Source organism: Streptomyces sp. NBC_00464 (genome assembly GCF_036013915.1).
Taxonomy (GTDB): domain Bacteria; phylum Actinomycetota; class Actinomycetes; order Streptomycetales; family Streptomycetaceae; genus Streptomyces.
In genome coordinates, this window is the sequence record NZ_CP107899.1 from 915,514 (window position 1) to 940,457 (window position 24,944).

20 protein-coding genes are annotated in these 24,944 nt (G+C 70.7%); 5 read left to right on the forward strand and 15 right to left on the reverse strand.

Annotated features, from left to right (window positions below):
* Window positions 1–94: 94 nt before the first annotated feature.
* Both OG912_RS03945 and OG912_RS03950 read right to left on the reverse strand, forming a co-directional pair.
* Window positions 95–1,678 carry a protein phosphatase 2C domain-containing protein gene (locus tag OG912_RS03945; RefSeq protein ID WP_327708195.1) on the reverse strand — a complete coding sequence of 528 codons (1,584 nt, stop codon included), beginning with the start codon at window positions 1,676–1,678 and terminating at the stop codon, window positions 95–97.
* A 142-nt stretch (window positions 1,679–1,820) separates the two neighbouring features.
* Window positions 1,821–5,591 (reverse strand): S8 family peptidase, encoded by a 3,771-nt coding sequence (locus OG912_RS03950; protein WP_327708196.1) that lies wholly within the window; start codon window positions 5,589–5,591, stop codon window positions 1,821–1,823.
* 211 nt (window positions 5,592–5,802) lie between these two features.
* Here OG912_RS03950 and OG912_RS03955 point away from each other — a divergent pair, with 211 nt between their 5' ends.
* The 3 genes from OG912_RS03955 to OG912_RS03965 all read left to right on the forward strand — a co-directional run bounded on the left by OG912_RS03955 (window position 5,803) and on the right by OG912_RS03965 (window position 9,925).
* A complete protein-coding gene (locus OG912_RS03955; RefSeq protein WP_327708197.1) occupies window positions 5,803–6,792 on the forward strand; it encodes a helix-turn-helix domain-containing protein in 990 nt (329 codons plus the stop codon).
* 102 nt (window positions 6,793–6,894) lie between these two features.
* Complete coding sequence (locus tag OG912_RS03960; protein ID WP_326739629.1) at window positions 6,895–7,377, forward strand: DUF456 domain-containing protein; 483 nt, start codon at window positions 6,895–6,897, stop codon at window positions 7,375–7,377.
* Window positions 7,378–7,540: 163 nt separating this feature from the next.
* Entirely contained in the window at window positions 7,541–9,925 is a 2,385-nt protein-coding gene (locus OG912_RS03965; protein WP_327708198.1) for a glycosyl hydrolase family 95 catalytic domain-containing protein, read from the forward strand.
* Window positions 9,926–9,930: 5 nt separating this feature from the next.
* Here the strand turns inward: OG912_RS03965 and OG912_RS03970 are convergent, their stop codons facing one another.
* Both OG912_RS03970 and rsgA read right to left on the reverse strand, forming a co-directional pair.
* Window positions 9,931–11,298 (reverse strand): DNA-3-methyladenine glycosylase 2 family protein, encoded by a 1,368-nt coding sequence (locus OG912_RS03970; RefSeq protein WP_327713332.1) that lies wholly within the window; start codon window positions 11,296–11,298, stop codon window positions 9,931–9,933.
* A 109-nt stretch (window positions 11,299–11,407) separates the two neighbouring features.
* On the reverse strand, window positions 11,408–12,583 hold the full coding sequence (rsgA, locus tag OG912_RS03975; protein WP_327708199.1) for a ribosome small subunit-dependent GTPase A: 1,176 nt from the start codon (window positions 12,581–12,583) through the stop codon (window positions 11,408–11,410).
* Between the two features lie 372 nt (window positions 12,584–12,955).
* Between rsgA and OG912_RS03980 the strand changes: the two genes are divergently transcribed.
* Window positions 12,956–13,456: a DUF5949 family protein gene (locus OG912_RS03980; RefSeq protein WP_327708200.1), complete on the forward strand. Its 501-nt coding sequence runs from the start codon at window positions 12,956–12,958 to the stop codon at window positions 13,454–13,456.
* A gap of 124 nt (window positions 13,457–13,580) precedes the next feature.
* Here the strand turns inward: OG912_RS03980 and OG912_RS03985 are convergent, their stop codons facing one another.
* The 6 genes from OG912_RS03985 to OG912_RS04010 all read right to left on the reverse strand — a co-directional run bounded on the left by OG912_RS03985 (window position 13,581) and on the right by OG912_RS04010 (window position 16,773).
* Complete coding sequence (locus OG912_RS03985; RefSeq protein ID WP_327708201.1) at window positions 13,581–13,991, reverse strand: rodlin; 411 nt, start codon at window positions 13,989–13,991, stop codon at window positions 13,581–13,583.
* 119 nt (window positions 13,992–14,110) lie between these two features.
* Window positions 14,111–14,314, reverse strand: coding sequence for a hypothetical protein (locus tag OG912_RS03990; RefSeq protein ID WP_327708202.1), 204 nt, complete (start codon window positions 14,312–14,314; stop codon window positions 14,111–14,113).
* A gap of 203 nt (window positions 14,315–14,517) precedes the next feature.
* Window positions 14,518–14,928: a rodlin gene (locus tag OG912_RS03995; RefSeq protein ID WP_327708203.1), complete on the reverse strand. Its 411-nt coding sequence runs from the start codon at window positions 14,926–14,928 to the stop codon at window positions 14,518–14,520.
* Window positions 14,929–15,115: 187 nt separating this feature from the next.
* Complete coding sequence (locus OG912_RS04000) at window positions 15,116–15,406, reverse strand: hypothetical protein (protein ID WP_327708204.1); 291 nt, start codon at window positions 15,404–15,406, stop codon at window positions 15,116–15,118.
* 444 nt (window positions 15,407–15,850) lie between these two features.
* Window positions 15,851–16,084, reverse strand: a complete 234-nt coding sequence (locus OG912_RS04005; RefSeq protein WP_443060942.1) for a chaplin — start codon at window positions 16,082–16,084, stop codon at window positions 15,851–15,853.
* Window positions 16,085–16,371: 287 nt separating this feature from the next.
* Window positions 16,372–16,773 (reverse strand): rodlin, encoded by a 402-nt coding sequence (locus OG912_RS04010; RefSeq protein ID WP_148016803.1) that lies wholly within the window; start codon window positions 16,771–16,773, stop codon window positions 16,372–16,374.
* Between the two features lie 386 nt (window positions 16,774–17,159).
* Between OG912_RS04010 and OG912_RS04015 the strand changes: the two genes are divergently transcribed.
* Entirely contained in the window at window positions 17,160–18,026 is an 867-nt protein-coding gene (locus OG912_RS04015) for a chaplin (protein ID WP_327713334.1), read from the forward strand.
* An 88-nt stretch (window positions 18,027–18,114) separates the two neighbouring features.
* Here OG912_RS04015 and OG912_RS04020 read toward each other — a convergent pair whose 3' ends face one another.
* From OG912_RS04020 to OG912_RS04040, 5 genes are all read right to left on the reverse strand, one after another.
* A complete protein-coding gene (locus tag OG912_RS04020) occupies window positions 18,115–19,050 on the reverse strand; it encodes a dihydrodipicolinate synthase family protein (RefSeq protein WP_326739620.1) in 936 nt (311 codons plus the stop codon).
* A complete protein-coding gene (locus OG912_RS04025) occupies window positions 19,047–20,054 on the reverse strand; it encodes an ABC transporter ATP-binding protein (protein WP_327708205.1) in 1,008 nt (335 codons plus the stop codon). The genes OG912_RS04020 and OG912_RS04025 overlap by 4 nt, the downstream gene beginning before the upstream one ends.
* Window positions 20,051–22,024, reverse strand: coding sequence for a dipeptide/oligopeptide/nickel ABC transporter permease/ATP-binding protein (locus OG912_RS04030; RefSeq protein WP_327708206.1), 1,974 nt, complete (start codon window positions 22,022–22,024; stop codon window positions 20,051–20,053). The genes OG912_RS04025 and OG912_RS04030 overlap by 4 nt, the downstream gene beginning before the upstream one ends.
* Before the next feature lies 1 nt (window position 22,025).
* Window positions 22,026–22,976, reverse strand: a complete 951-nt coding sequence (locus OG912_RS04035; RefSeq protein WP_327708207.1) for an ABC transporter permease — start codon at window positions 22,974–22,976, stop codon at window positions 22,026–22,028.
* A 219-nt stretch (window positions 22,977–23,195) separates the two neighbouring features.
* A complete protein-coding gene (locus OG912_RS04040; RefSeq protein WP_327708208.1) occupies window positions 23,196–24,791 on the reverse strand; it encodes an ABC transporter substrate-binding protein in 1,596 nt (531 codons plus the stop codon).
* Window positions 24,792–24,944: the final 153 nt, after the last annotated feature.

Below are 24,944 nucleotides of genomic sequence, written 5' to 3' on the forward strand. Positions count from 1 at the left end.
CTGTGCTCCTGGCACGTCCGGCTGTCCTGATACCGGGGCGCCAAACCCCGGCGGGACGGGTTATCCGGAGTCCATCAACCCATGACGCGCACGGTTACGCCTCCCAGACGCCGACCGCCGTCCGGTCGTCGGCATAGCCCGCCACCCTGAGCTGGGTGTCTGCGAGGAACGCGCCGAGGCCCGGTGCCTCGGCGGGTGCCCAGCGTTCGGCGAGCTCCTCCGCCAGGGCCGGCTCGCCGCGCAGCGGCTCGGCGAGGCCAGGGCTGCAGAGCAGCAGGGTGTCGCCCGGCCGGGCGACCGACGCACGGAAGCGGAACGGCTCGGCGGGCGGCGGGACCGGGTCCTCCACGTACGGCGACGGGGCGGTGGTGATCCCCAGGTCCATGGTCAGCCGTTCGCCGTCCGGCCCGCTCTCGGGCGCGGCGGAACCAAAGCCGACGACGGCCTCCCCGGTGAGCGTGCCGGTCTGCGGCACGATCGGTTCGAGGTCCTGCCAGCTGCCGTCCCGGAGCCGGAAGAGCCCGCCGCCACCCACACCGAAGAAGACCCGGGTGCGGCATTCGGGATCGGCGGACAGCAGGAGGCAGCGCAGACCCGCCGTGTACTCGTGCGGTTCCCGGCCGAGTTCGGCGGCGCGGGCACGCAGCTTGCCGTAGCTGCGGTCGGTGAGCCGCTGCAGCCCGGATTTGAGGTCGCCCCGGCGACCCGCTCTTATGTCGTCGGACAGGCGGGCGTGGCTGCGCCCGACGGCTTCGCCGATCCAGCGGCAGGCGTCGGCCGCGGCCGGATGCGCGTGCTCGGACGACCGGTCGCCGCCCGCGACGGCGACCAGGACGAGCGCACCCTCCGCGGCGCCGAACCGTGCGGTGAGCAGCGCGTCGCGCCGGAGTTCGCCCCGGAAGCGGGCGGAGTCGCCCCGTACGGAGGCGGCCCGCAGGGTGTACGTGCCGTACCGGGCGCCGTCGAGCACCGTGTCGGCGACGAGGCCGTCCAGTTCGCGCGGGTCGCTCGCGGGCAGCGCGGTGGGCTCGGCGTCGTACGTGGGCGGCCTCGGGCCCACGTGGACGACCGGGGGCCGCGGCGCCGGCGTCCCGGGGACGGGGGCGGCCGGTTCCGGGACGGGGGCGCGGTCGGCCGAGGGGTCGTCCTCGGGCCGCTCGACGACGGGGCGCCTGGGCAGCGGTGGCACCTCGCCGTCCGGCACGACGGGCGGGCCGGACACGACGGGCGGCGCCTCGGCCTCCTGCCCGGTGGGGTAGCCCTGCACTATGCGGGGATCGGCGGGGGGCGGAGGAGGCGGAGGCGGAGGCGGCGGAGGCGGAGGCGGCGGAGGCGGAGGCGGCGGAGGCGGCGGAGGCGGGGCCGCGAAGGTGCGGGGGCGTGGTGGGCCGGCCGGTGGCTCCCACGGGGCGCGGATGGTCGGCTCGGGCGGCGGCGGGGCCGGCGAGTCGTCCGCCATTCGGGTGACGGCGGACGTCGCCGCCCTCGGTTCGGGCACCGCGGCCGCGGCCTCGTACACCTCATCGCCGTCGGGCCCCACCGCATCCGATGCCGAGTCGAAGCGGTCGTCGAGACTGTCGGCAGCCTGGCTCGCCCCGGTGTCCGGGGCGGATTCGTCGTACAGCCTGCGCCACCAGTCGTCCTCGTGGGCGGCGGGCCTCTCCCCCTGCTGACTCATGCCCTTATTGTCCACCGCGGAGGCCGCGCGAAAACGGGACATCCGGAAATACTGGCCGAAGGGCACCACACGAAAGGTCCGCCGGGCGGCCCCACCCCCCCACGGGAAGGACGCCCGGCGGACCGGTTCGAGTGACGCGACGTCAGCGCACGGCGTAGGCGTCGGTCACGGTCTGGATGACGGAATTGCCGTTGGCGTCCTTCAGTTCGGTCCTCAGGGTGACCGGCTTGCCGGCCGCGTCCGCGTGGTTCACGGTCGCGGTCCACCGTCCGCCCTGCTGTGCGGTGATGGCCTCGGTCCAGGTCTCGCCACCGTCGTACGAGTACGAGACCTTGGCCGCGGTCAGCTTGCCGGGCGTGTAGCCGGCGTGGCCCGTGACGCTCAGGCCGATGGTCTGACCGTCCTTCGCCGCCAGGGTCTTCATGCCGTCCGAGGGCAGGTCGTAGCCCGGGAAGAGCAGCGGGATTCCCTGGGAGTAGACGTTCTCGTCCCGGTGCGAGCGGAACTTCCAGGTGGTCTGCGTCATCGTCGACCGCTTCCACACGGCGGCGGGCTGACCCGACTTCATGGTCATCATGCTGAGTTCGTACGCGGCGTCCTCGGCCGGGACGGTGAACACCCCGGACGGCCAGCCGGATTCACCGAGCACCGTGCCGCCGCTGGTGAGCCGCATGTTGCCCATGTCGCCGAAGGAGCCCTGGAGACCGCCGTGTTCGCTGTCGCTCCAGAAGCCCGGGGCGACGCCGATCAGATTGTCCTGGCGTTCGGCGGCGAGCATCTCCCCGCCCTGGTCGTCGCGGGGCGCGGACGGGACGATGACGCCCCGGTACCAGTTCGCCGAGCGCTTCGAACCGGCCTTGTGCGTACGGAACTTGTCCATCATGAACTCGCCCCACGGGAAGCTTGAGGAGAGTCCCTGCTGCCAGCTGCTGTCGCCGGCCGAGTAGTACTCGGTGCGCTTTCCGGGTGCGGGCAGGCTGTCGAACGCGCCGACGCCGTACCTGGCGCCGTAGGGGCTGGCGACGAGCAGGGTATCGACGAAGTCGGTCTTCACGCCCATCGATTCGTAGGTGGACTCGACCGTGCTGAGCGCCCTGTCCTTGACCTTGTACGTGCGGTCCGAGGTGACGGTGCCCGTCTCGGGGAAGGCCAGGTTGTAGACGAACGGGCTGGACGCGGTGGCCTTCCAGCTCAGCTTCACCGGTCCGGCGGCCAGCGCGGCGGCCAGGTCGGCCGCCTCGTCCGCCTGGATTCCGAGCGAGGGCAGGGGCGCCGCACCGTATCCGACGGACGGCTTCCACGGGCCGGCGGACGGGCGGTGCGCGATGACCGCCACGGCGCCGGCAGCCTTGGCGTCGCGCGCCTGGACGGCCATGGGAGCACCGTCCTCGACACGGACCAGGGCGATCTTCCCCGAGACGCCGGCGGCCTTCAGCTCGTCGGGCGTGCCGGTGCCCGCGTCGACGAGTGCGGCCTGCCCCGTGCCGTCGAGGTTGACGGAGCCGTAGGAGGCGGGGGTGGGGTGCAGGGTGGCGCCTCCGACGACCGCGAGCTTCTCGATCTGCGGGGCGTACGCCCGCCAGAAGCTGTCGAACTCGAAGTCACCGTCCTGGGCCTTGCCCTGGATGTCGACCAGATAGTCCTTGACGACGCTGCTGCCGGCGATGGACCCGGAGTGCAGCCAGACATCGTCCCAGCTGCGGCCGAAGGCCAGGGTCCCGCTGCGGGTCTCGGTGACCCGGTCCTCGGTCTTCAGCTTGATCCGGTGCGCCTTGCGGGCGTCCAGCACCAGGACGGTGTCCTTGGTGACGTTCAGCTGCGGCCGGGCCAGGTAGCCGACCGACTTGGCGAGAGTGCCGGTGGCGTCCTCGGGGTCGGCCGAGACGATGAAGCTGGAGACGAAGTAGGCGCCGGGGCGCACCTCGTACACCTGGTCGGTGGAGCCGTCGTTGAAGCGGCGTTCGCCGGTGGCGGTGTCGGTTCCGATGACGTCGAGCGAGGACGAGCCGGTGGCGGGCTTGCCGTTGCGGTCGATCAGCTTGACGCGCAGGGTGATGGTCTCGGCGCCCACGTACAGCGAGAACGGGGTGGAGACCTTGACGCCGCCGGTGGCGGTGGCCAGGACCCTGCCGGTGACGTCGCCGTACTGGCTGTCCTGGAGCTTCGCGGTCGGGTCGAGCTTCAGCGGGACCTCGACACTGGCTCCGGCGGGCACGGTGACGCTCTTCGCGCCGAGTGCGGCGACGGAGGAACGGACGGCCGAGCCGTCGTTGCCCGTGACGCTCTGGAGGGCGAGCGACAGCTTCACCGGCTTGTCGCCCGTGTTGGTGTACGGGATCTGCACGGTGGTGCGGTCCGTCTTGTCCTGCGGCCAGTTGAAGGTGCCGCCCTGCACGGCGGGTGCGCCGGTCAGCGTGGTGTCGATGGCGGCCTTGACGTCCAGCCGGCCGCCGCCGGTCTCGCGTACGTCACCGGGGATGTCGCTCTTCGCGGACGACACGAGGGCCGCCTTGACCTGCTGGGCCGTCCAGTCCGGGTGGCGTTCCTTGACGATGGCGGCGGCGCCCGCGACGTGCGGGGTGGCCATCGACGTACCGGACATCGACTGGTAGGCGTAGATGCCGCGACCGCCTGCCGCGGCGGCGGAGATGTCGACGCCGGGGGCGGTGATCTCGGGCTTGAGGGTGTGCGAGACGATCGCGGGTCCACGGCTGGAGAACTGGGCCGTGGAGTCGTCGCGGTCGACGGCGCCGACGGTCAGCACGCTGGGCGCGCACCCGGGCGAGGAGACGGTGTTGAGCGTCGGTCCCGAGTTGCCGGCCGCGATGACGAACAGGGTGTCCTTGCTCTTGCCGAGTTCCTCGGCGGCCATGCTCATCGGGTCGGTGCAGTCGGTGGGGGTCTGGCTGCCCAGGCTCATCGAGACGACGTCGGCCTTCTGGTCGACGGCCCACTGCATGCCCGCGATGATCCACGAGGAGTCGCCGGAACCGCTGTCGTTGAGCACCTTGCCGACGAGCAGATCGGCGCCGGGTGCGACGCCCTTCTTCTTCCCGCCGCCGGCCGCTCCGGAGCCGCCCACGGTGGAGAGGGTGTGGGTGCCGTGGCCCTGGCGGTCGTCGGTGGTGTCGGAGTCGGTGAAGTTCTTCGACTCGGTGATCCGGCCCTTGAGGTCCGGGTGCTCGGCGTCGGCGCCGGTGTCCAGGACGGCGACCTTGGTGCCCTTGCCGTCGTAGCCGGCGGCCCAGGCGAGGTCGGCGCCGATCTGCTTGGTGGAGCGGTCGAGGCTGGCCTCGACCTTGCGGTCCAGCCAGAGCTTCTTCAGCCCGGCGGCGGAACGGGACCGGCCGGTGCCGGTGACGTCCGACCAGAATCCGGCGGTCTGCTTCTTGTCGGCCTTGAGCGCCACTCCGTCGATGGCCGGGAGGGCGAGGCCCCGCTCGGCGCCGCGCGGGGTGACGGGCGCGCTGCGTGCGGTGTCGTTGGAGTACGTCGCGATCAGCGGTACGGAGTCGGCGTGCGCGTCGTCGTACCCCTGGCGGATCAGTCCGGTGACGTTGAAGAGTTCCTCGTCGACGGTGCCCTCGGCGAGCGCCTTGACCGCCGTGTCCGGGTACACGTACAGGTCCTTGCCCGAGCGCCGGGTCTGCACGAGAGGCACCGTGCCGTCCTCGCGGGGCAGGGCGGTGGCCGAGGCGTTCCCCGAACTGTCGGTGCTCACCAGCATCTTGTCGCCGGTGACCAGGGTGACGGTGACCGGCCGGCTCCCCTTGGCGGCCGCAGCCGCACTGCCGGTCAGCGGTCTGTTCACGGTCGCGTCGTCCTGTGGCGCTGCCACGGACGGTGCGATCACCGTGACGGCAAGGACGACGGCGGTGGCCGCCCCCAGTGCCGTACGCGATATCGGACGCATCGCTCTCCCCAAGTGAAACCGGAACGGACGGACGCAAAAGCCCGCATTCCGGAGGTTGTTGGTGCTGCGGTGGCGCCACATTGGCAGAGTGACGGGCGGTGCAGCGATGATGTGCCACGGCGGGTTTACGCCGTGGCCGCTTTCCGCCACGGCGAGTCGGCCGAGCAGTACGACACGACAGGGAAGCCACGCGGCCGGGAGGGGTCCAGGAATGCTGGGAGCCATAGGTCTCGACGAGACACAGGAGTCGGCCTACCGCGCGCTCGTGGCGGTCGGAGCCGCGGAGGTCTCCGATCTCGCGCACCGGCTGGCACTGCCCGAACGGGACACCGAGCGGGCGCTGCGGCGGCTGGAGCAGCACGGGCTGGCCGCCCAGTCGTCGGCCCGTACGGGGCGCTGGGTGGCGGCGCCGCCCGGGGTCGCGCTGGGGGCTCTGCTGACCCAGCAGCGCCACGAGCTGGAACAGGCGGAGCTGGCGGCCGTGCTGCTGGCCGAGGAGTACCGGGTGGACGCCGCCGAGCCCGCCGTGCACGATCTGGTCGAGGTGGTCACCGGGGCGAGCGCCGTGGCCCACCGTTTCCATCAGCTGCAGCTGGGCGCGACGAGTGAGGTGTGCGCCCTCGTCACCGGGAACCCGGTCGCGGTCAGCGGGCTCGACAACGAGTCGGAGGAGCAGGCCGCCACCCGCGGGGTGTCGTTCCGGGTGGTGGTCGAGCGCGAGGTGCTGGGACTGCCGTCGGGGATTCTGGAGCTGTCGGCGGCGATGGGCCGCGACGAGCAGTGCCGCGTCGTGGACCGGGTGCCGACGAAGCTGGTCGTCGCGGACGGGGCGATGGCGATGGTGCCGCTGACCCGTCGCGGCGCGGATCCCGCGGCGCTCGTGGTGCACGAATCGGGACTGCTGGAGTCGCTGACGGGGCTCTTCGAGGCGGTGTGGCGCGAGGCGATGCCGCTGCGGCTCGCCGAGAGCGGCCGGGTCCACGTGGACACCACGGGTCCCGATCCGACGGATCTGGAGGTCCTGTCGCTGCTGCTGGCCGGCCTGACCGATGCCAGCGTGGCGAAACAGTTGGATCTGGGGCTGCGGACGGTGCAGCGCCGGGTCAAGGGCCTGATGGAGCTCACCGGGGTGTCGACCCGGCTCCAGCTGGGCTGGCATGCGTACGAGCGGGGCTGGGTCGCCCGCGAACCCCGGCCCTGAGCGGCCCGGCGACCCCGACGTCATGCCTCTGAGCTGCGCCTACGGGCTCGGAGCGGGCTCCGACGACGGGCGGGACCGGCCGGACTCCGGCAGGCTGGTCAGATGAGTGTGTGGCAGCTCGTCGCCGTCGGTCTGGTCATGCTGCTCGGCCTGATCGGCGTGCTGGTGCCCGGTGTGCCCGGGCAGGCGATCGTCTGGGCCGCCGTCCTGTGGTGGGCGCTGACGGACATGACGCCGGCCGCCTGGGGGATCCTGATCGGGGCCACGGCACTGCTGCTGCTGAACCAGGCGCTCAAACCGCTCCTGCCACCGCGCCGCCCGCGTGAGTCCGGGGCGCCGCGGCGGACGCTGATGCTCGGCGGGATCGGAGCCATCACCGGATTCTTCGTGATCCCCGTGGTCGGAGCGATCGCCGGGTACGTCGGCGTGATCTACGGGGCCGAGCGACTGCGGCTGGGCAGTCGCGGGGCCGGCTGGGCATCGGTCCGCTCGGTGATGCGGGCGACCGGCTACTCCGTGCTCGTCGAGCTGTTCGCGTGCCTGCTGGTGGCAGGGGCCTGGCTGGGCGCGGTGATCTGGGGCTGACGCCCACCGCAGTCATCACGTAGGCGAAGTCAGATCACATAGAGAGAAACACATCGGATCTCTCGCACCCTATTGACGGACAGAAAGCTCAAGTCTACGTTCCGTGAAGACATAGCTCGGATGAATTGATGCCCTGTCCGCGTACGAATCGCCAGGAGATTCCTTGCCCACAGCACCGGACCACGCCTCCTCCCCCCACACCGATTCCTCGCCCTCCCCCTCCCGGCCCTCCCCCTCCCGCAGAAGCGTTCTCGCCACCGGGACCGCGCTCGGCGGAGCCCTCGTGGTGGGCGGCGCCGCCGTTCCCGCCCAGGCCGCAGCCCCTTCGGCCGCCCCCGTCGTGGTGCACTCCCCCGCGGACAGCTGGAACACCGTCCTCGACGACGCCGACCTGCGCTGGCAGAGGATGCCGAAGACCTGGTACGAGGGCCCGTACCTGGGCAACGGCCGGCTCGGCTCCGGTATCTACGCGGAGCCCGGCGCCGAGACGACGGCGATCCGTTTCAACGTCCAGCACTCCGAGGTCCAGGACCATCGGCCCGAGTTCGGTTCGCTCTTCGGCCTGGCACGGCTCCCGATCGGCCACTTCACCCTGGAGCCGGCCGGCACCATCACGGGCGTCGACTGGCGGATGCGGCTGCACACCGCCGAGTTGCAGGGCACCGTCACCACGTCGGCCGGCACCCTCACGCTCCGCGCCTTCGTGCAGTCCACCGGTGACGTGCTGGCCGTCGAGGTGACCCCGAGCGCCGGCGAGAAGGACTTCCGCTGGGTCTTCCACCCGGCCGAGGCGATCAGTCCCCGGGCCGCCTTCAAGCCGCTGCCGGACGGCTACACAGGCAACCCCCCGGCCGTCGTCGAGGAGCACGGCGGGACGACTGCGGCCGTGCAGTCGCTGCTCGCGGGCGGTGCGCACGTCACCGCCTGGCGCGAGCGGACACGCGGCGCCGCCCGCACCCTGTACGCGACGGTCACGCACTCCCACCCCGGGAACACCGCCCGCGCACGCGCGCTACGTACGGTCACGGCCGCCTCCGCCCTTCCGTACCCCCTGCTCGCCGCCCCTCACCGCGCCTGGTGGGACCGCTTCTACCGCAGGAGTTTCCTGTCGCTGCCCGATGCCCGGCTACAGCGCTTCTACTGGATCCAGCTCTACAAAACGGCGTCGGCCGCGCGCAAGGACGCCCCCGTGATGGCCACCTCGGGCCCCTGGCTGGAGCCCACGCCGTGGCCCAACACCTGGTGGAACCTCAACGTCCAGCTGGAGTACTGGCTGATCCACGGCTCCAACCACCTGGAGCTCGACGCCGTCACCCGGGCCCTGAGCGAGTTCCGCGAGCAGCTCTCCCGCGAGGTCGCCGCCCCCTACCGGGCCGATTCCGCCGGCATCCCCCGCACCACCGACCCGCAACTGGTCAACGGTGCCGCGGTCGCCGACGGCGGCTACGGCGTCGGCATCCCCGGCCAGGACCCGCCCACCCCCGAGGTCGGCAACCTGACCTGGGCCCTGCACAACGTCTGGCTCTCCTACCGCCACACGATGGACCGATCCGTCCTGCGCGACACCCTCTTCCCGCTGCTGCGCAAGGCCGTCAACTACTACCTGCACTTCCTCACCCCGGGTGCCGACGGCAAGCTGCACCTCCCGGCGACCTTCTCCCCCGAGTACGGCGTCAACGCTCCCGACTGCAACTACGACCTGATGCTGCTGCGCTGGGGGTGCCGCACCCTGCTCGACTCGGCACGCGAACTGGACGTCCAGGATCCGCTGACCGCCCGCTGGCAGGAGGTGCTGGCCCGGCTCGCCCCGTACCCGGTCGACGAGAACGGCTACATGATCGGCGCCGGGGTCCCGTTCGCGAAGTCCCACCGGCACTACTCGCACATGCTCGCCGTGTACCCGCTGTACGAGGTCACCGGCGCGACCGACACCGAACGCGCCCTGATCGAGAAGTCCCTCGCCCACTGGGTCGGCTTCGAGGGCGCACTGCAGGGCTACACCTTCACCGGCGCCGCCTCCATGTCGGCGCTGCTCGGCAAGGGCGACGACGCGCTCGCATACCTGGGTCAGCTGATGAGCCGGTTCATCCAGGCCAACACCATGTACAAGGAGTCCGGCCCCGTCATCGAGACCCCGCTGTCGGCCGCCCAGTCGCTCCACGACATGGTCTGCCAGTCCTGGGGCGACACCATCAGAGTCTTCCCCGCCCTGCCTGCCGCCTGGCAGGACCTGACCGTCCACGACTTCCGTACCCAGGGCGCCTTCCTGCTCAGCGCGGTGCGCGAAGGCGGCCGGACACGCTGGGTGCGGCTGACGAGCGAGGCGGGCGCTCCCTGCGTCGTACGGCACGGCATCGAGGGCGCCATCGAGGTGCGGGACCGGCACGGACGCCCCCTGGCCCACAAGGAGCATGACGGCGGTGCGGTACGCATCCGGCTGCGCAAGGGCGAATCGGTGCTGATCACCGCTGCCGGCGACCGCCCGGACCTGACCGTCCGCCCGGTCGCGGCGAACGGACCCGCACCGAGCTGGGGCCTGCCGGCCTGATCCCGTTACGCGGGCACCCGGTCCGGGGCATCCGCGCGGCGTACGCCGTAGGAGCGCCATGGCCGCCACCGCTCCGAGCCGGGCGTTCCGTACGGGTCCACATCGGGGTCGCCCAGACCGCGCATCCGGATCAGCGCCGCGGTGGCCGGGCCGATGCCGGGCAGCCGCAGCAGTGCCTGCTCGGCCTCGTCCCGGTCGGCGCCCGCGTCGAGCCGCACCTCACCGTCGGCGAGTGCGACGGCGAGCGCCCGCAGCGCGGGGTCGGACACCGCGCCGGCCAGGACGCCCGGTTCGGGAAAGACATGGGTGAGCCCGCTGCAGGGCACGTCCAGGACCTTCCCGTACGTCTCGACCAGCTCCCCGGCCGCCGCCGGACCCACCAGTGCCCGTACGGCGAACTCCTCGGGATCCGCCGTACCGGGCGAGCGCACCCCCGGGCGCGCGGCGACCCCCGCCGCGAGCAGCGGATCGGCGCCGAGCAGCTCGTCCACGGCGTACGGGTCGGCGTCCAGGTCGAAGAGGCGGCGCAGCCGCTGCACCGCGGTCGTCAGATCGCGCAGGTCAGTGAGGTGGATGCGGGCCTCCAGCCAGTTGCCGGCCGACCGCTCGTCCACGTCGGCGACGCCCGTGCCGTGCGGCAGTCGCAGGGTGCGGCGGTAGGTCCGGGCTCCGGTCTCCCCGCTGACCTCCTCGATCCGGGCGACCGTCTCGGCGGCGAGCAGATCGAAGACCTCACGGGCCGCGTACGGCCCCCGGTGTGCGAGCCGCAGCGGGATGCCGGTGGTACGCCCCTCCCGGACCGCGGCGCCGAGCCCGGTTCCCGCCTCCGTGCGCAGCTCGCTCGGGGTGCGGGCGTAGATCTGCCGGACGGTGTCGTTGAACTGGCGCACGCTGGCGAAACCGGCCGCGAAGGCGATCTCGGTGACGGGCAGCGCGGTGGTCTGGAGCAGGACCCGCGCGGTGTGCGCGCGCTGGGCGCGGGCCAGGGCGACGGGTCCCGCGCCCAGCTCGGCGTTGAGCTGCCGCTGGATCTGCCGCGAGCTGTAGCCGAGCCGGTGGGCGAGACCGGGGACGCCTTCCCGGTCCACCACGCCGTCGCCGATCATCCGCATGGCGCGGCCGACCACGTCCGCCCGGACGTTCCAGTCCGCGGAGCCGGGCACGGCGTCCGGACGGCAGCGCCGGCACGCCCGGAAGCCGTTGCCCTGGGCGGCGGCCGCGGTCGGGTAGAAGCGGACGTTCTTGCGCTTGGGGGTGACGGCGGGGCAGCTCGGCCGACAGTAGATGCCGGTCGTCTCGACGGCGAAGAAGAACTCCCCGTCGAATCGCGCGTCGCGGCTGCTCACCGCCTCGTATCTGGTCTCTTCGTCCATCACACCGTCCAGTGTGCGGCATCGCGCACCACTGCACTCGCGGTTTTCGGACGTTGACCAGAGCCTCTCGCTCCGGCGCGGTCGGGGCGAGAGGCCCAGAGCCCTCCGGCTACCGCCCCCGGCCGCGCTTCGCGTCCATGGCGGCCCGGCCCTCGGCTCCCTTGCGCTTCCAGTCGCGCAGGATCTCCGACCGGACCCGGGCATCGGTCTTGGCGACGATGCGCTGGTTCTCGCGCAGCAGCTTGCGGTAGCTGTCGAAGCGCCGTTCGGGCAGCGATCCGTCCTCGATCGCCGCGAGCACCGCGCACCCCGGTTCGGCCTCGTGGGCGCAGTCGTGGAACCGGCACTGCTCAGCCAGATCCTCGATCTCCGAGAAGACCTGGCCGACTCCGGTCTCCGCGTCCCACAGGCCGACACCGCGCAGTCCCGGGGTGTCGATGAGGACCCCGCCGGTGGGCAGCACCAGGAGGTTGCGGGTCGTGGTGGTGTGCCGGCCCTTGCCGTCCACGTCGCGGGTGGCCCGCACCTCCATCTCGTCGTGCCCGAGGAGCGTGTTGGCAAGGGTCGACTTGCCCGCGCCGGAGGCCCCGAGGAGCACGCTCGTACCGCCGGAGACGATGGCGGCGAACACGTCGACGCCCTCACCGGTGGCAGAACTGACGGGCAGCACCTGCACGCCGGGCGCGAGCCGCTCGATGTCCTGGACGAGGTGGGAGAGCGTGACGGCGTCCGGGACCAGGTCGGCCTTGGTCAGGACGACGAGTGTCTCGGCGGTTCCGCCGCCCCCCGCCCCGTCGCGAAGCAGTGCGTCACCGCCGGTGCTGGACATGGCCAGCGCGAGGAAGCGCTCCACCCGCCCCAGGTCGAGCTCGACGGCGAGCGAGACGCAGATGGCGATGTGGTCGACATTGGTGGCGAGCACCTGTCCCTCGGAGCGCTGGGACGAGGTGGAGCGGACGAAGGCGGTGCGCCGCGGCAGCAGCGTACGGACGAACCGCGGGTCGCCGTCGGGGTCGACGGCGGCCCAGTCGCCCGTGCAGACGATCCGCATCGGGTCACGGGGTACGACGAACGCGGTGTCCGCGCGGACCGTGCCGTGCGCGGTGACGATGTCGCACTGCCCACGGTCGACCCGCACCACGCGTCCCGGCAGCAGCCCCTGTTCGGCGTACGGGGCGAACTCGGCCTCCCAGCCGTCGTCCCAGCCGTAGGCGGACAGGGGGTGCGACGACGAGGAGCCCTGAAGAGTGGAGAAGGAAGAAGGAGAGGAAGACGGGAAAGACAAGGGAAACCCTTCACAGGGTGGCCCCGGCAGTGCGCACTGCGGCGCAGAGGTTCTTGAGGTAGGTCAGCCGGCGGCCACGGGGGTGGGAACGATGCTCTTCGGCTTGTGGGCAGCGCCCATCGCAGCGACAGTCATCAATGTCCTCACCTCCGGTTTCACGCACGGTCCGGGACCGGCGGTCTTTCCCCGCGGTCCGTAACGCTGCACACGATAGCCCGCGGCAGCCGGGCGGCGTCAACCGATTAATCACGGGTCTTCATTCCGGCCGGAGCGGAGGCGGTTCAGGTGCTGCGGACGAAATATCACAGGCTCTCCCTCGATCGAGTGATACACATGGAGATCGACCGGTCGCGGACGGTTAGGGTGCCGGACATGACCTCCCCCCAGACAGCCACCGGCACGTTCACCCAGGCCCAGTTGGGCACGCTCACCCTGATCGGCTGGAGCGGCGAGCACCCCCACGGCGGACACGACGTCGCCTTCCTGCTCGCCTATTCGCTGGGCGACGGCGCGGAAGGACCCGCCGTCGGCGAGGCGGCCATGCGCATCGCCCTGGGACGCTGCGGACTCCCGGCCGGCGGCGCCCCGGTGCGCGCCGACGAGACGCCGGGCCTCCCGGTGAAGCTCCTCGTCCAGGCAGGCCAGGCCGTCCTGACACTGCCTCACTTCACCGCCCAGTACCCCGTACCGCCGCAGTGGCTGGCGGCCGCCACCGAACAGGGCGAGGTACACGCGATGTTCGCCACCCGCCCCTGGCCGCAAGGCGCCCCGGGACTCCCGGTGGGCGAGGAGGAGCTGCGCCTGTTCGCGGGCGACCCGGAGGTCATCGCGAGCTCCGCCCACTGCGTCCTTCCGGTACGCAGCCTGGGCTGACCACCCCCGCCACGCAGATGACCACCGCCCCAGTGGGGCGGTGGTCATCTGCGCGCTCAGGGACCTCACCCACGCACCGCGGGCGGCCCGATACCTCCGGGCCGCCCGCGGTGTGTGTCCGGAATCAGCCGTTGCCGACGCCGTTCCCGGAGAGGACCGGAATGCCGTTCACCAGGTGCGAGAGGGCCTCGTCGCCCTTGGCCTGGGTGGAGTTGTCGGCGCACTGCTGGTTCTGCGGCGAGTGCAGGACGTTGACGTCCTGGACCGCCACCGGCACGAGGATGCCCACGAGCGCACCCACGTTGGCCTTGACCGGCGCTCCGACGCAGAGCTTGTTCAGCGAGCCCTGGACGAGCTGGGCCTGCGGGCTGCCGTCGCCCCGGGTCACACTGTTGCCGAACGAGTCCGCGGCACCGTTGCCGTTGACCGACGTGGTGCCCCCCTCGTTCCCGATCGCCATGGCCGAGGGGGCCACGGCGGCCGAGACGCCGACCAGGGACACGGCCACTGCTGCGCCGGCCATCATCTTCTTCATCACGCTTCACCTTTCGGAGCGTCCCGTTCTGGAACGTACTGATCAACCTCATACGGAGGGTTCGGTTCCGCGATTCCACTCAAATGGGTTTGATCCGGCGTAAGTTCGACGTTTCGATGTCAGCCCCGCGCTCCCTCGCCGGAAACGCGCGCCCCGGGAACGAGGCCGCCCGCGCCTGGCGGCCCGGCCTCCACGCCACCCGGCGGAGCCGCGTCGCGTCGGGCCGCCGCCTGCCACTCGGCGAGGAGACGGTCGTAGATCGGTGTGCCGTCCTGCGGGTACTGGTGCGGGTCCCGCCGTCGCTGACTGTCGCGCTGATCCATGAATGTCCCCTACCCGGTACGACGGAAGGCCTCCACCGCCACTACGGCAACCGGCCCAGCGGACCCGTCCTTTCGGGGGAGCATCCGGCCGTGCCTGGGCACACGACGTGGGGCCGCCACGTCCGGGCGGCCGGAAATCCGGCTGCCACGAGGACGGGTCGGCCCCACGCGTGATCCAGGAACTGTGTGCGCCTCGGGACTGCTCAGTCGTTGGCGACGCCGTTGCCGGACAGGATCGGGATGCCGGACAGGATGTGCGACAGGGCCTCGTCACCCTTGGCCTGGGTGGAGTTCTCGGTGCACTGCTGGTTCTGCGGCGAGGACAGGACGTTGATGTCCTGGACCGAGATCGGGATGGCCCCGAGCAGCGAACCGACGTTGGCCTTGGCCGGCAGGGCGATGCAGGGCTTGTTGAGCGAGCCCTGGATGAGCGCGAACTGCGGGCTCCAGTCGCCGTGGGTGGCGGAGTTGCCGTAGGACTGCACGGCACCGTTGCCGTTGACCGACGTGGTGCCCTCTTCGTTGCCGATCGCCATGGCCTGCGGGGCGATCGCGGCCGAGACGCCGACGATCGAAGCAGCGACGGCTGCCGAGGCCATAATCTTCTTGATCATGAAATAGCCCTTCTGGGGTTTTCCGTTGCCCGCCTGTCCGGAGCGACCTGATCAACTCGCGGTGGCGGAAATGGTTGTGGCGCTTCACTCGAACGGTGATTTCGCATCCGTACGCTTACGGAATGCGCGGCACCGGAGAAATGCGCGTGCCTCGGAGAGAGGCGGGAACCGCCGTCGTGGGGACGGGTCAGCCACCGATCGGGAGGCCGCCCATGAGCGGGGCGGCGCCCTTGGCCGCACCGGTGGCCTGGCCGGCGACCTTGGTGACCGTGCCGTCCTTCTGCAGCGACTCGGCGGCGCCGCCGACGGTGTCGACGACCGGGTCGACGGCCTGCGGGGCCGCGGCCACCACCTGGTTGACACCGCCGTCGAGGCTGAAACTGGGGGCCGTGGCGTTGGTAACGGCGAAGGCGGGAGCAGCCGTTCCGAGAGCGACCACGGAACCGGCAACGAACGCAGCTGTCTTCGCGTACTTCACTTTTCGGGTTCCCTTCTGCAGCGGCATCCGTTTCGGTCGCGTCCCCGCGCCGCACCAGCCTTCTTTAGCTGTGACTTCTACCGCTTTCTCCCTGGGTAACGATCAGATTGCGGCCGGGCAACTGGGCCGTTCCCCTTTTCTCGGAACCACTTCATCCGCAACTTCGGAAGATTGCATGACTAATCACTGATTCGGGTACGGGGCAGGACACCGGGCACGATTCGGTGGTGCACTGTCGGTACTCCGTCCCGCGCGCCCACCCCGGATGTCCGCCCCCAGCCGCCGGCGCACCGCGCCCCGGGCCGGCGGAACGCCTTCGGATGTCCCGCCGCATCGAGGAGGGCTGTGAACTCCCGGGACGGAACGCAGAAAAGAGGAAAGCCCCGGATCGCATGGAATGCGATCCGGGGCAGACCGGTACCGAACGGATTCGGCAAGCGCGAATCAGAAGTTGCCGCAGAAGTTGCCGAAGGCCGGGTTCAGCAGCCCGACGACGTTCACGGTGTTGCCGCAGACGTTCACCGGAATGTGGACCGGAACCTGAACGACGTTGCCGGACAGCACGCCCGGGGAGTGCACGGCCGCACCCTCGGCGCCGGAGTCGGCGAAAGCGGGGGCAGCGGCGCCCATCGCCATGAGGGTTCCGGCGGCGACGGCGGCAATCTTGGTGTACTTCACTTTCAACCCTTTCCTCGACGGAGTCCGGAGCGGCCACGACTTTCGTGCCGCACGAGCGAGGTCCTGATCACTCGTAACTCCGCCGCTGTAATTCGTAACGATTTCGGACGGTAGGCGAAACTCTCCGTCAGGAAGATTCTTCAAAATCCGCCCGAATGACGCAGTTTCCGGTGACGTGCCGTCACCACGCGGTCATCCGAATTCCTCCGGGCGCCCCGCGAAGGACAGCAGCAGGCCCGGACCGCCGGACGGGAAACGCCGACGGCCCGGGCCTGTTGACAGCTGGATCAGCTGTTGCCGGCGCCGTTCCCGGAGAGGACCGGGATGCCGGACAGGATGTGCGACAGCGGCTCGTCACCCTTGGCCTGGGTGGAGTTCTCGGTGCACTGCTGGTTCTGCGGGGAGGACAGGACGTTGACGTCCTGGACCGCGATCGGGATGAGACCGATCAGCGAACCGACGTTGGCCTTGGCCGGCAGGCCGATGCAGGGCTTGTTCAGCGAGCCCTGGACCAGGCCGAACTGCGGGCTGCCGTCGCCGTGCGTCTCGGCGTTGCCGAACGACTGCGAAGCGCCGTTGCCGTTGACCGAGGTCGTGCCGCCGGCGTCGCCGATGGCCATCGCCTGCGTCGCGCCGAGACCGAGGATGGAGGCGGCAACGGCACCCGTAGCCAGGACCTTCTTGATCACGATGAACCCTTCTCGTACTGGACGCCCCGTACCGGAGCGCACTGACCAACTGGCTTCCGGGCGTTTGGTTATCTCCATTCACCCGAATGCCGGGGCCGCACGGACATCCGTACGAAGGGGACCGGGCGGCGCGCAACAGAATCGCTGGGCGAACGCACATGCGTAACCCGTCCGGGTTGTCACAGGATTCTCACTGGTTCCACGTTTCCCTCACGCTTTTGCGTCGTTATGGGTGTCGTCAAGCTCGCCCGGCGGGACGCCCACCCCAGCAGAACTGGCAGGCCCGACGGTTGCTGCACCGCCTGATGAATGAATTGCGGGTCAACACCGCCCGCGCGAAATGTCCTAGGAAAGGGCAACCCATGCGAAAAACCTTGAGTAAAAGTGTGCTCGTCATGGCGGCGGCGTCAGGCATCCTGACCGCCTCCGGCGGCTACGCATTCGCCGACGCCTCCGCCGACGGCGCCGCGATCGGTTCGCCCGGTGTGGGTTCCGGCAACGCCGTCCAGGTGCCCGTGCACATCCCGGTCAACCTGTGCGGGAACACGGTCAACGTGATCGGTGCGCTGAACCCCGCGTTCGGCAACGAGTGCGAGAACGAGTCGGGTGGCGCCGAAGCCGGCGACGCACAGGGCGCGGACGCCGACGGTGTCGCCGCCAACTCCCCCGGCGTGCTGTCGGGGAACCTGATCCAGGCGCCGGTCGACGTCCCGGTCAATGTCTGCGGCAACACGGTCAACGTGGTGGGTGCGCTGAACCCCGCGTTCGGCAACGAGTGCGAGAACGAGTCGGGCGGTGTCGACACCCCGAAGCCCCCGCACCCCCACAAGCCCCCGAAGCCGCACAAGCCGCCGACGCACCACCACGACCACGGTCACGACTGCGCCTGCGAGCCCGGCCACCACCACAACCCGCCGAAGCCTCCGAAGCCGCCGAAGCCGCACAAGCCGCCGACGCACCACCACGACCACAACTGCCCTCCCAGCCACCACCACAACCCGCCGCACCACAACCCGCCCACGCACAACCCCCCGACCCACAACCCGCCCACGCACAACCCGCCGACCCACACCTGGCACCCGCACAACCCGCCGACCCACACCTGGCACCACACGCCGCCCAAGCACCACAAGCCGCCGCAGATGGCGCACACCGGTGCCAACGACAACCTGGGCATCGCGGGTGGCGCCAGCGCCGCGCTGGTGCTCGGTGGCGGCCTGCTGATGCGCCGCAGCCGCGCCGCGCAGAAGTGACGTAGCCCCGCACACGAAAAGGTCCGGCCGGACAGCCTGATGCTGTCCGGCCGGACCTTCTCGCGTCCGGGTGTCGTTCCCGCGGCCGTCAGGCCGGGGAGAGTCCCGCGCGGTCGAGGCACTCGGCGATCGTCGCCGTCTCCGCGGCGTCCAGACGGCGCATCGGCGGGCTCATCACGTTGGTCGTGATGATCCCGCGCAGCATCAGCGCGGTCTTGAACGCGCCGAGTCCGGCCGCCGTCGCGGACGCGGTGCCGGGACGGGCGGCGCGGATGATGTCGAAGAGCGCGACCAGGCGGTCCTGTTCGGCCTTCGCCGCCGCCCAGTCGCCGCGGACCGCGGCTTGGTGGAGGCGTACGTACCCGTGCGGGTCGACGTTGCCGAGACCCGGGACCGATCCGTCGGCGCCGCCGAGCATCATCGCGTCGACGACCAGCTCATGACCGGTGAGGACGGAGAAGTCCGGCAGTTCGCGGGCGCCGATGACAAGCCGGCGGAACGAGCCGTCGTCGCCGCTGGAGTCCTTCACCCCGGCCAGCACCCCGTCGGCCGCCAGCGGCAGCAGCAGTTCCGGGTCCAGCTTGCTGTGTACGCAGACCGGCACGTCGTACGCCAGGAGCGGCAGTTCGACGGCGGCGGCGACGTCCCTGAAGTGCCGGTCGATCTCCAGGTCGTGGGTGCGGGTGTAGAAGGGCGCGGTGACGACGACCGCGTCCGCGCCGAGGGCGGCGGCGCGCTGCGCACGCTCGATCGCCCGGTTGGTCGTGGTCTCGATCGCGCCGACGAGGACCGGCACCTGGCCGGCGGCCGCCGAGGTGATGACCTCGATGACCTCGTCCTGCTGTCCGGGCGTCAGATAGGCGGTCTCGCCGGAGCTGCCGAGGGCGAAGAGCCCGCTGACACCGCCGTCGAGGAGATGCCCCACGACCCGCTCCAGGGAGGGGCGGTCGAGCTCGCCGTCCGCGGTGAGCGGGGTGACGACGGGCGGGATCACTCCCGAATAGCGGGGGGTTCGGGCGGTCATGCGGTGCTCCTTGCGGACGGTACGGGGGTCGGGTCCCCGGAGGGGGACGCGGGGGTCTGGGGGTGGACGCAGTGCCAGCGGTGTTCGCCGGACCCGATGGTCTGTGCCGGGAAGACCGTGGAGCACTCGTCGTCGGCCTTCCAGCAACGAGTGCTGAACGGGCAGCCGGGCGGCGGGTTGGTGGCGGAGGGCACCGGGCCGGTGAGCACGATGCGTTCCGTCGTCTCCAGCAGGCTGGGCGTCGCGGAGAGCAGGGCCTCGGTGTACGGGTGGCTGGGGCTGCCCGCCACGTCGGCCGCCCGGCCCTCCTCGACGATGCGGCCGAGGTAGAGGACGGCGATGCGGTCGGCGAGGTAGCGCACGGTCTGAATGTCGTGCGAGATGAACACCATGCCGAGGCCGAGGCGTTCACGCAGGTCGACGAGGAGGTTCAGCACCTGGGCGCGGACCGAGACGTCGAGTGCGGAGGTGGGTTCGTCGGCGACGATCAGCTCCGGTTCGAGGGCCAGGGCACGGGCGATGGCGACACGCTGGCGCTGGCCGCCGGAGAGCTGGCCGGGCAGTGCGGCCAGGGTGTGTCCGGGCAGGCCGACCAGATCGAGGAGTTCCTCGACGCGGGCCTCGCGCCCCTCGCGGGTGCCGCGGCGGTGCACGTCGAGCGGGTCGCGCAGAATCTGGCGGACCGTGAGCCGCGGGTTGAGCGCGGTGGACGGGTCCTGGAACACGACGCCGACGGCGGAGCCGAAGTCGTCGCGCCGCTGGGCTCCGGACATCTCCCACAGGTTCTTGCCGTGGAAGGTGACCTCGCCCTCGGTGGGCTTCTGCAGACCGGTCAGCACCCGCGCCATCGTCGACTTGCCGCAGCCCGACTCGCCGACCAGGCCGACGATCTCGCCGCGCTTGACCTCCAGCGTGGCATCGGTCAGCGCGTGGACGGCGTCGCGGCTGAAGAGACCTCCGCTGCGTGCCTTGTGGCGTACGTGAACGCCGTCGAGCCTGATCACAGGGCGCTCCCTTCCAGCTTCTTCGCGGCTGCCTCGGCCGGGTGGTGGCAGGCGAAGCCGTGGTCCTTGGTGGCGCCGCGCCCGGTGAGTGCGGGGGTGGTGGTCCGGCAGAGGTCACTCGCCGCGCCGCAGCGGCCGGCGAAGCGGCATCCCGCGCCGAAGCCCTGGGGTGCGGGGACGACGCCGCGGATCTGGTGGAGCCGCTCGGCGCCGGCCTCCAGGGAGACGACGGAACCGAGGAGACCGCGGCTGTAGTGGTGGGCGGGGTCGGTGAGGACCGACCGGGTGTCGCCGACCTCGGCGAGCCGTCCCGCGTACATGACCGCGACCCGGTGGGAGAGGTCGCCGACCAGGGCGAGGTCGTGCGAGACCAGCACCATGGCGAAGCCGAGCTCGTCGCGGAGCCTGATGAGGAGTTCGACGACCTGGGCCTGGACGGTGACGTCGAGGGCGGTGGTCGGCTCGTCCGCGATCAGGAGGCGGGGGCTGCGGGACAGGGCCATGGCGATGAGTACGCGCTGGCGCTGGCCGCCGGAGAGCTCGTGCGGGTAGCTGCGCAGGGTGCGCTCGGGCGAGAGGCCGACGAGCTCCAGAAGTTCGGCGGGGGTCTTCGTGCCGCCGCGCGAGGTCAGCTGCTTGAGCTGGGTGCCGACGAGCACGGAGGTGTTGAGCGAGGAGAGCGCGTCCTGGTAGACCATCGCGATCTCGGGGCCCATCAGGGCGCGGCGTTCCTTGGGCGGGAGCTTCAGCAGGTCCCGGCCGCGGTACATGATCTCGCCGCTGACCTCGGCGTTGCGGGCGAGGAGCCCCATGACGGCGAGGCTGGTGATGGATTTGCCGCAGCCGGACTCGCCGACCAGGCCGAGGGTCTCGCCCTCGTGGACGGTGAAGTTCAGCTTGTCGACGACGGGGATCTCGCCGTAGCGGTCCGGGAAGCGGATCGCCAGATCGCGTACGACGAGGAGTTCCTCGGCGTCCGCGCTCACCGGTGTGACGGTGGGTTCGGTGGCGTTGATGTGCTCCGCGAGCTTGGTGAGGGCCGCGTCGATGTCGACGGTGGCGGCCGCCTCGACGGGGTCCGGTGCGGTGGTCGCGGTGGGGTCGGTGGCGGCTCGGGCGCTCTTGGGCGCCGCGGAGGCGTCGGTGAGGCCTTCGGAGAGGATGTTGAGCGCGAGGACCGTGATCAGGAGGGCCAGGCCGGGGAAGAAGGTGGCCCACCAGCCGCCGGCCAGGAGGATCTGCCGGCCGTAGGCGAGGACGCTGCCCCAGCTGGGGTCGGGGTCCTGCACACCGGCGCCGATGAAGGAGAGGCTCGCCTCGAAGATGATGGCCTCGGCGACCATGACCGTAGCGAAGACCATGACCGGGGCCATGCAGTTGACCGCGACGTGCTTGAGCACGATGTAGCCGCGCCGGGCACCGATGACCTTCTCCGCGGCGACGTAGTCCTCGCCGTACTGGGAGAGGACGTTGGCGCGGACCACCCTGGCCAGTGACGGGGTGTACACGAAGGCGATGGTGAAGATGATCACCGGGATGCTGGTGCCGAACACGGCGACGAGGACGGCCGCGAGCGCGATCGGCGGGAACGACATGACGACGTCGAGGGTGCGCATGACGGACTCGTCGCCCAGCTTGCGCGAGGTGGCGGCGAGCGAGCCGAGCAGGGCGCCGGCGACCAGGGCGCAGGCGGTCGAGCCGAGGCCGATGATCAGCGAGTAGCGCGAGCCGTGCAGGACGCGGGCGAACACGTCGCGTCCCGCCCGGTCGGTGCCGAACCAGTGCTCGCCGCTCGGGGCCTGGACGGGGTTGCCCGTGGCCAGGGGGTCCTGGGTGAGCAGGGGGGCGAGTACGGCCCCGAGGATGACGACGATCAGGACGCCGAGAGCGACGCGGGAGGTTACCGGGAGGGCGCGGAAGGCGACGCCCGGTCGGGAGAGCTTCTTGGCCAGACGGCCCGTGGCGAACATGTCACACCGTCCTGATGCGCGGATTGACCAGCAGGTAGAGCAGGTCGACGATGACGTTGACCACCAGGAAGGCGATGGCGATGGTCAGTACGGTGCCCTGGACCAGGGCGATGTCGCCTCCGGTGACACCTTCGAGGATGAGCTTGCCCATGCCGGGCAGGTCGAAGATCGCTTCGATGACGACGGCGCCGCTGAGCAGGTAGCCGACCTTGACTCCGAGCACGGTGAGCGGGGTGACGAGCGCGTTGCGCAGCACCGAGCGGACGACCAGGAAGACCGGCAGGCCGTTGCCCTGCGCGGTACGCACGTAGTCCCGGTCGAGCTCGGTGACCATCGAGGTGCGGATGAGCCGGGCGAGCGAGGCGGCGACGGGCACCGCCAGGGACACGGCGGGCAGGATCATCGTTCTGAGCCACCCGCCGAACGAGTCGGCGATGTTGGTGTATCCGCCGGTCGGGAAGATCTGGGAGTTCAGCGCGAACTGCTGGATGAGCAGGACGCCGAGCCAGAAGGACGGCACGGCGACCCCGGCCATGGACAGGATCCGGAAGAGCTGGTCGGGCCAGCGGTCGCGGTACATCGCGCCCAGAACGCCGCCGATGACGGCGAGGACGACGGCGATGACGAGCCCGAGGATGGTGAGCTGGAGGGTGAGGGGGAAGGCGGCGGTGATCCGGTCGATCACGGGCTGGCTCGGCGGCACGGTCGACCCGAGGTCGAAGTGGATCAGCTGGCCGAGGAAGTGGAAGTAGCGCACAGGCAGCGGGTCGTTGAGCCCGTTGGCCTCGGCGAAGGCCTCCCGGGCCTCAGGGGTGACGCTCTCCCCGAGCGCGTTGTAGGCCGGGTCGACCGGCGAGAACTGCAGCACCACGAAGACGAGCAACGCGATACCGAGGATCATCACCGGCATCATCGCGACGCGGCGCAGCGCGAGCCGGAGAAAAGCAACCATCGTCGGGTTCCTTGCGGTTGGGCGGTCATCCGGTCCAGGACACCGGGGGGTTCGGTGTTCCGGACCGGGATATCGGGCGCGGCGGCGGGCGGCGCCGGTCTGTGGCTCGCTTCCGGATCAGCCGGGTCGGCCCGGACTGATCCGGACGCGAGCGCCGGGGGCCGGGGCCGTACGGCGGCCTGTGCGGGGGCTGCCGTACGGCCCGGCGGGAGTCGCCGGTCAGGCGGGGCTGACGTCCAGGAAGGACAGGCCGGTGGTCGGCAGCGGCTTGAAGCCGGTCAGTCCCTTCTCGTTCCAGGCGGTGGGCAGCTTGCGGTGGAGGATCGGGTAGAGCGGCACCTCGTCGGCGACGAGGTCGGTGACCTGGCCCCACAGCTGCTTGCGGGTCGCCTCGTCGCCGGCCTGGGCGGCCTTGTCGAGGAGCTGCTTGACCTGCTTGTACTCGGCGGTCTTGGACCAGCCGTAGCGGTTCTCCGGCCAGAAGCCGTAGTAGAACCAGCGCAGCAGCAGGTCCGCGTCGTTGCCGAAGACCGAGGGGTCGCCGGGTGCGACGAGGACCTCGAAGTCACCGCTGTCGACCTTGGCGTACTGGGCCGCGGACTGGGCGATGCCCAGGGTGGCCTCGATGCCGGCCGCGGCCCAGCTCTCCTTGATCAGCGGGGCGATGTCCTTGACCCAGCCGGTGTCGGTGGTCAGGACGGTGAACTTGAGGTTCTTCACGCCGGCTTCGGCGAGCAGCTTCTTCGCCTTGGCCACGTCGTGCGTGTAGACGGTGGCGGCCTTGTGGTAGTCGGGGTGCGTGGCGGGGACGTAGCCCGTGGCGGCCGACGCGTTCCCGACCATGGCGGTCTTGATGATCTTCTCGGTGTCCAGCGCGTAGAACAGGGCCTGGCGGACCCGCTTGTCGGCGAACCGCTTGTCGGCGGTGTTGAACATCAGGAAGAGCAGACCGAAGGACTGCACCGACTCGGTCTTCGCCGTGCCGGAGAGCCCCTTCACGTCGATGTACGGGACGTCCTCGATGGCCTGGACGCGGCCGGACTGCATGGCGCTGACGCGGGCCGACTGGTCCGAGATCAGGCGCCAGACCATCTTCTTGGCCTTGGCGGGGTGCGCGCCGTTGTACTTGTCGAACTTCTCGAAGACGATCTTGTCCTCGCGGGTCGCCGAGATGAACTTGTACGGCCCCGAGCCGACGGGCTTGGCGTCGAAACCCTTGACGTCCGCCTCGACGATCTTCTTCGGCACGATCCGGGCCACGGCGATGCGGGACGGGAAGAGCGCGAAGGGGTACTTGAGCTTGAACTCGACCGTGCCGGCGTCGACGGCCTTGACGGTGTCGATGAAGGGCACGAACTGCGCCATCAGCGAGGCGTTCTTCGGGTCCAGGATGCGCTCGAAGCTGAACACGACGTCGTCGGCGGTGACGGCCGATCCGTCGTGGAAGGTCGCGCCCTTGCGCAGCGTGGCGCGGTAGGTGGTGGCGTTGATCTTCTTCGGCATCTCGGTGGCGAGTGCGGGCCGTGCCACGAGTGTTGCCGGATCGAGATCCACCAGCCCCTCGAAGATGTGCATATTGGCGGCGTAGGGGGTCGCGCCCGAGGTGATCATCGGGTCGAAGCCGGTCGACAGCGGGTAGGACAGACCGGCCTCGATGAGGTCGCTGCCGCCGTCCTTGCCCGTCGAGCCGTTGGCGGTCGAGGACGGACCGCCGCACGCGGAAAGGCCTGCTGTGACGGCGGCTGCGGCACCGACGATGCCGGTGTAACGCAGGAAGGTGCGGCGCTCGACACCGGCTGCTCTCAGCTCGGGCACGGGTCCTCCAGGGACTTGAGGTGGGGCGTCAGGGGTAAAACCGGGGGGTCTGGCGCAGGTTCACGGGGACCGCGGAACCTGAAGCATCAGACGTCAGATGTCTGATGCCTTGATAGCGTGGGAACGTAGCTTGACAATCGAGAGGGGTCAAGA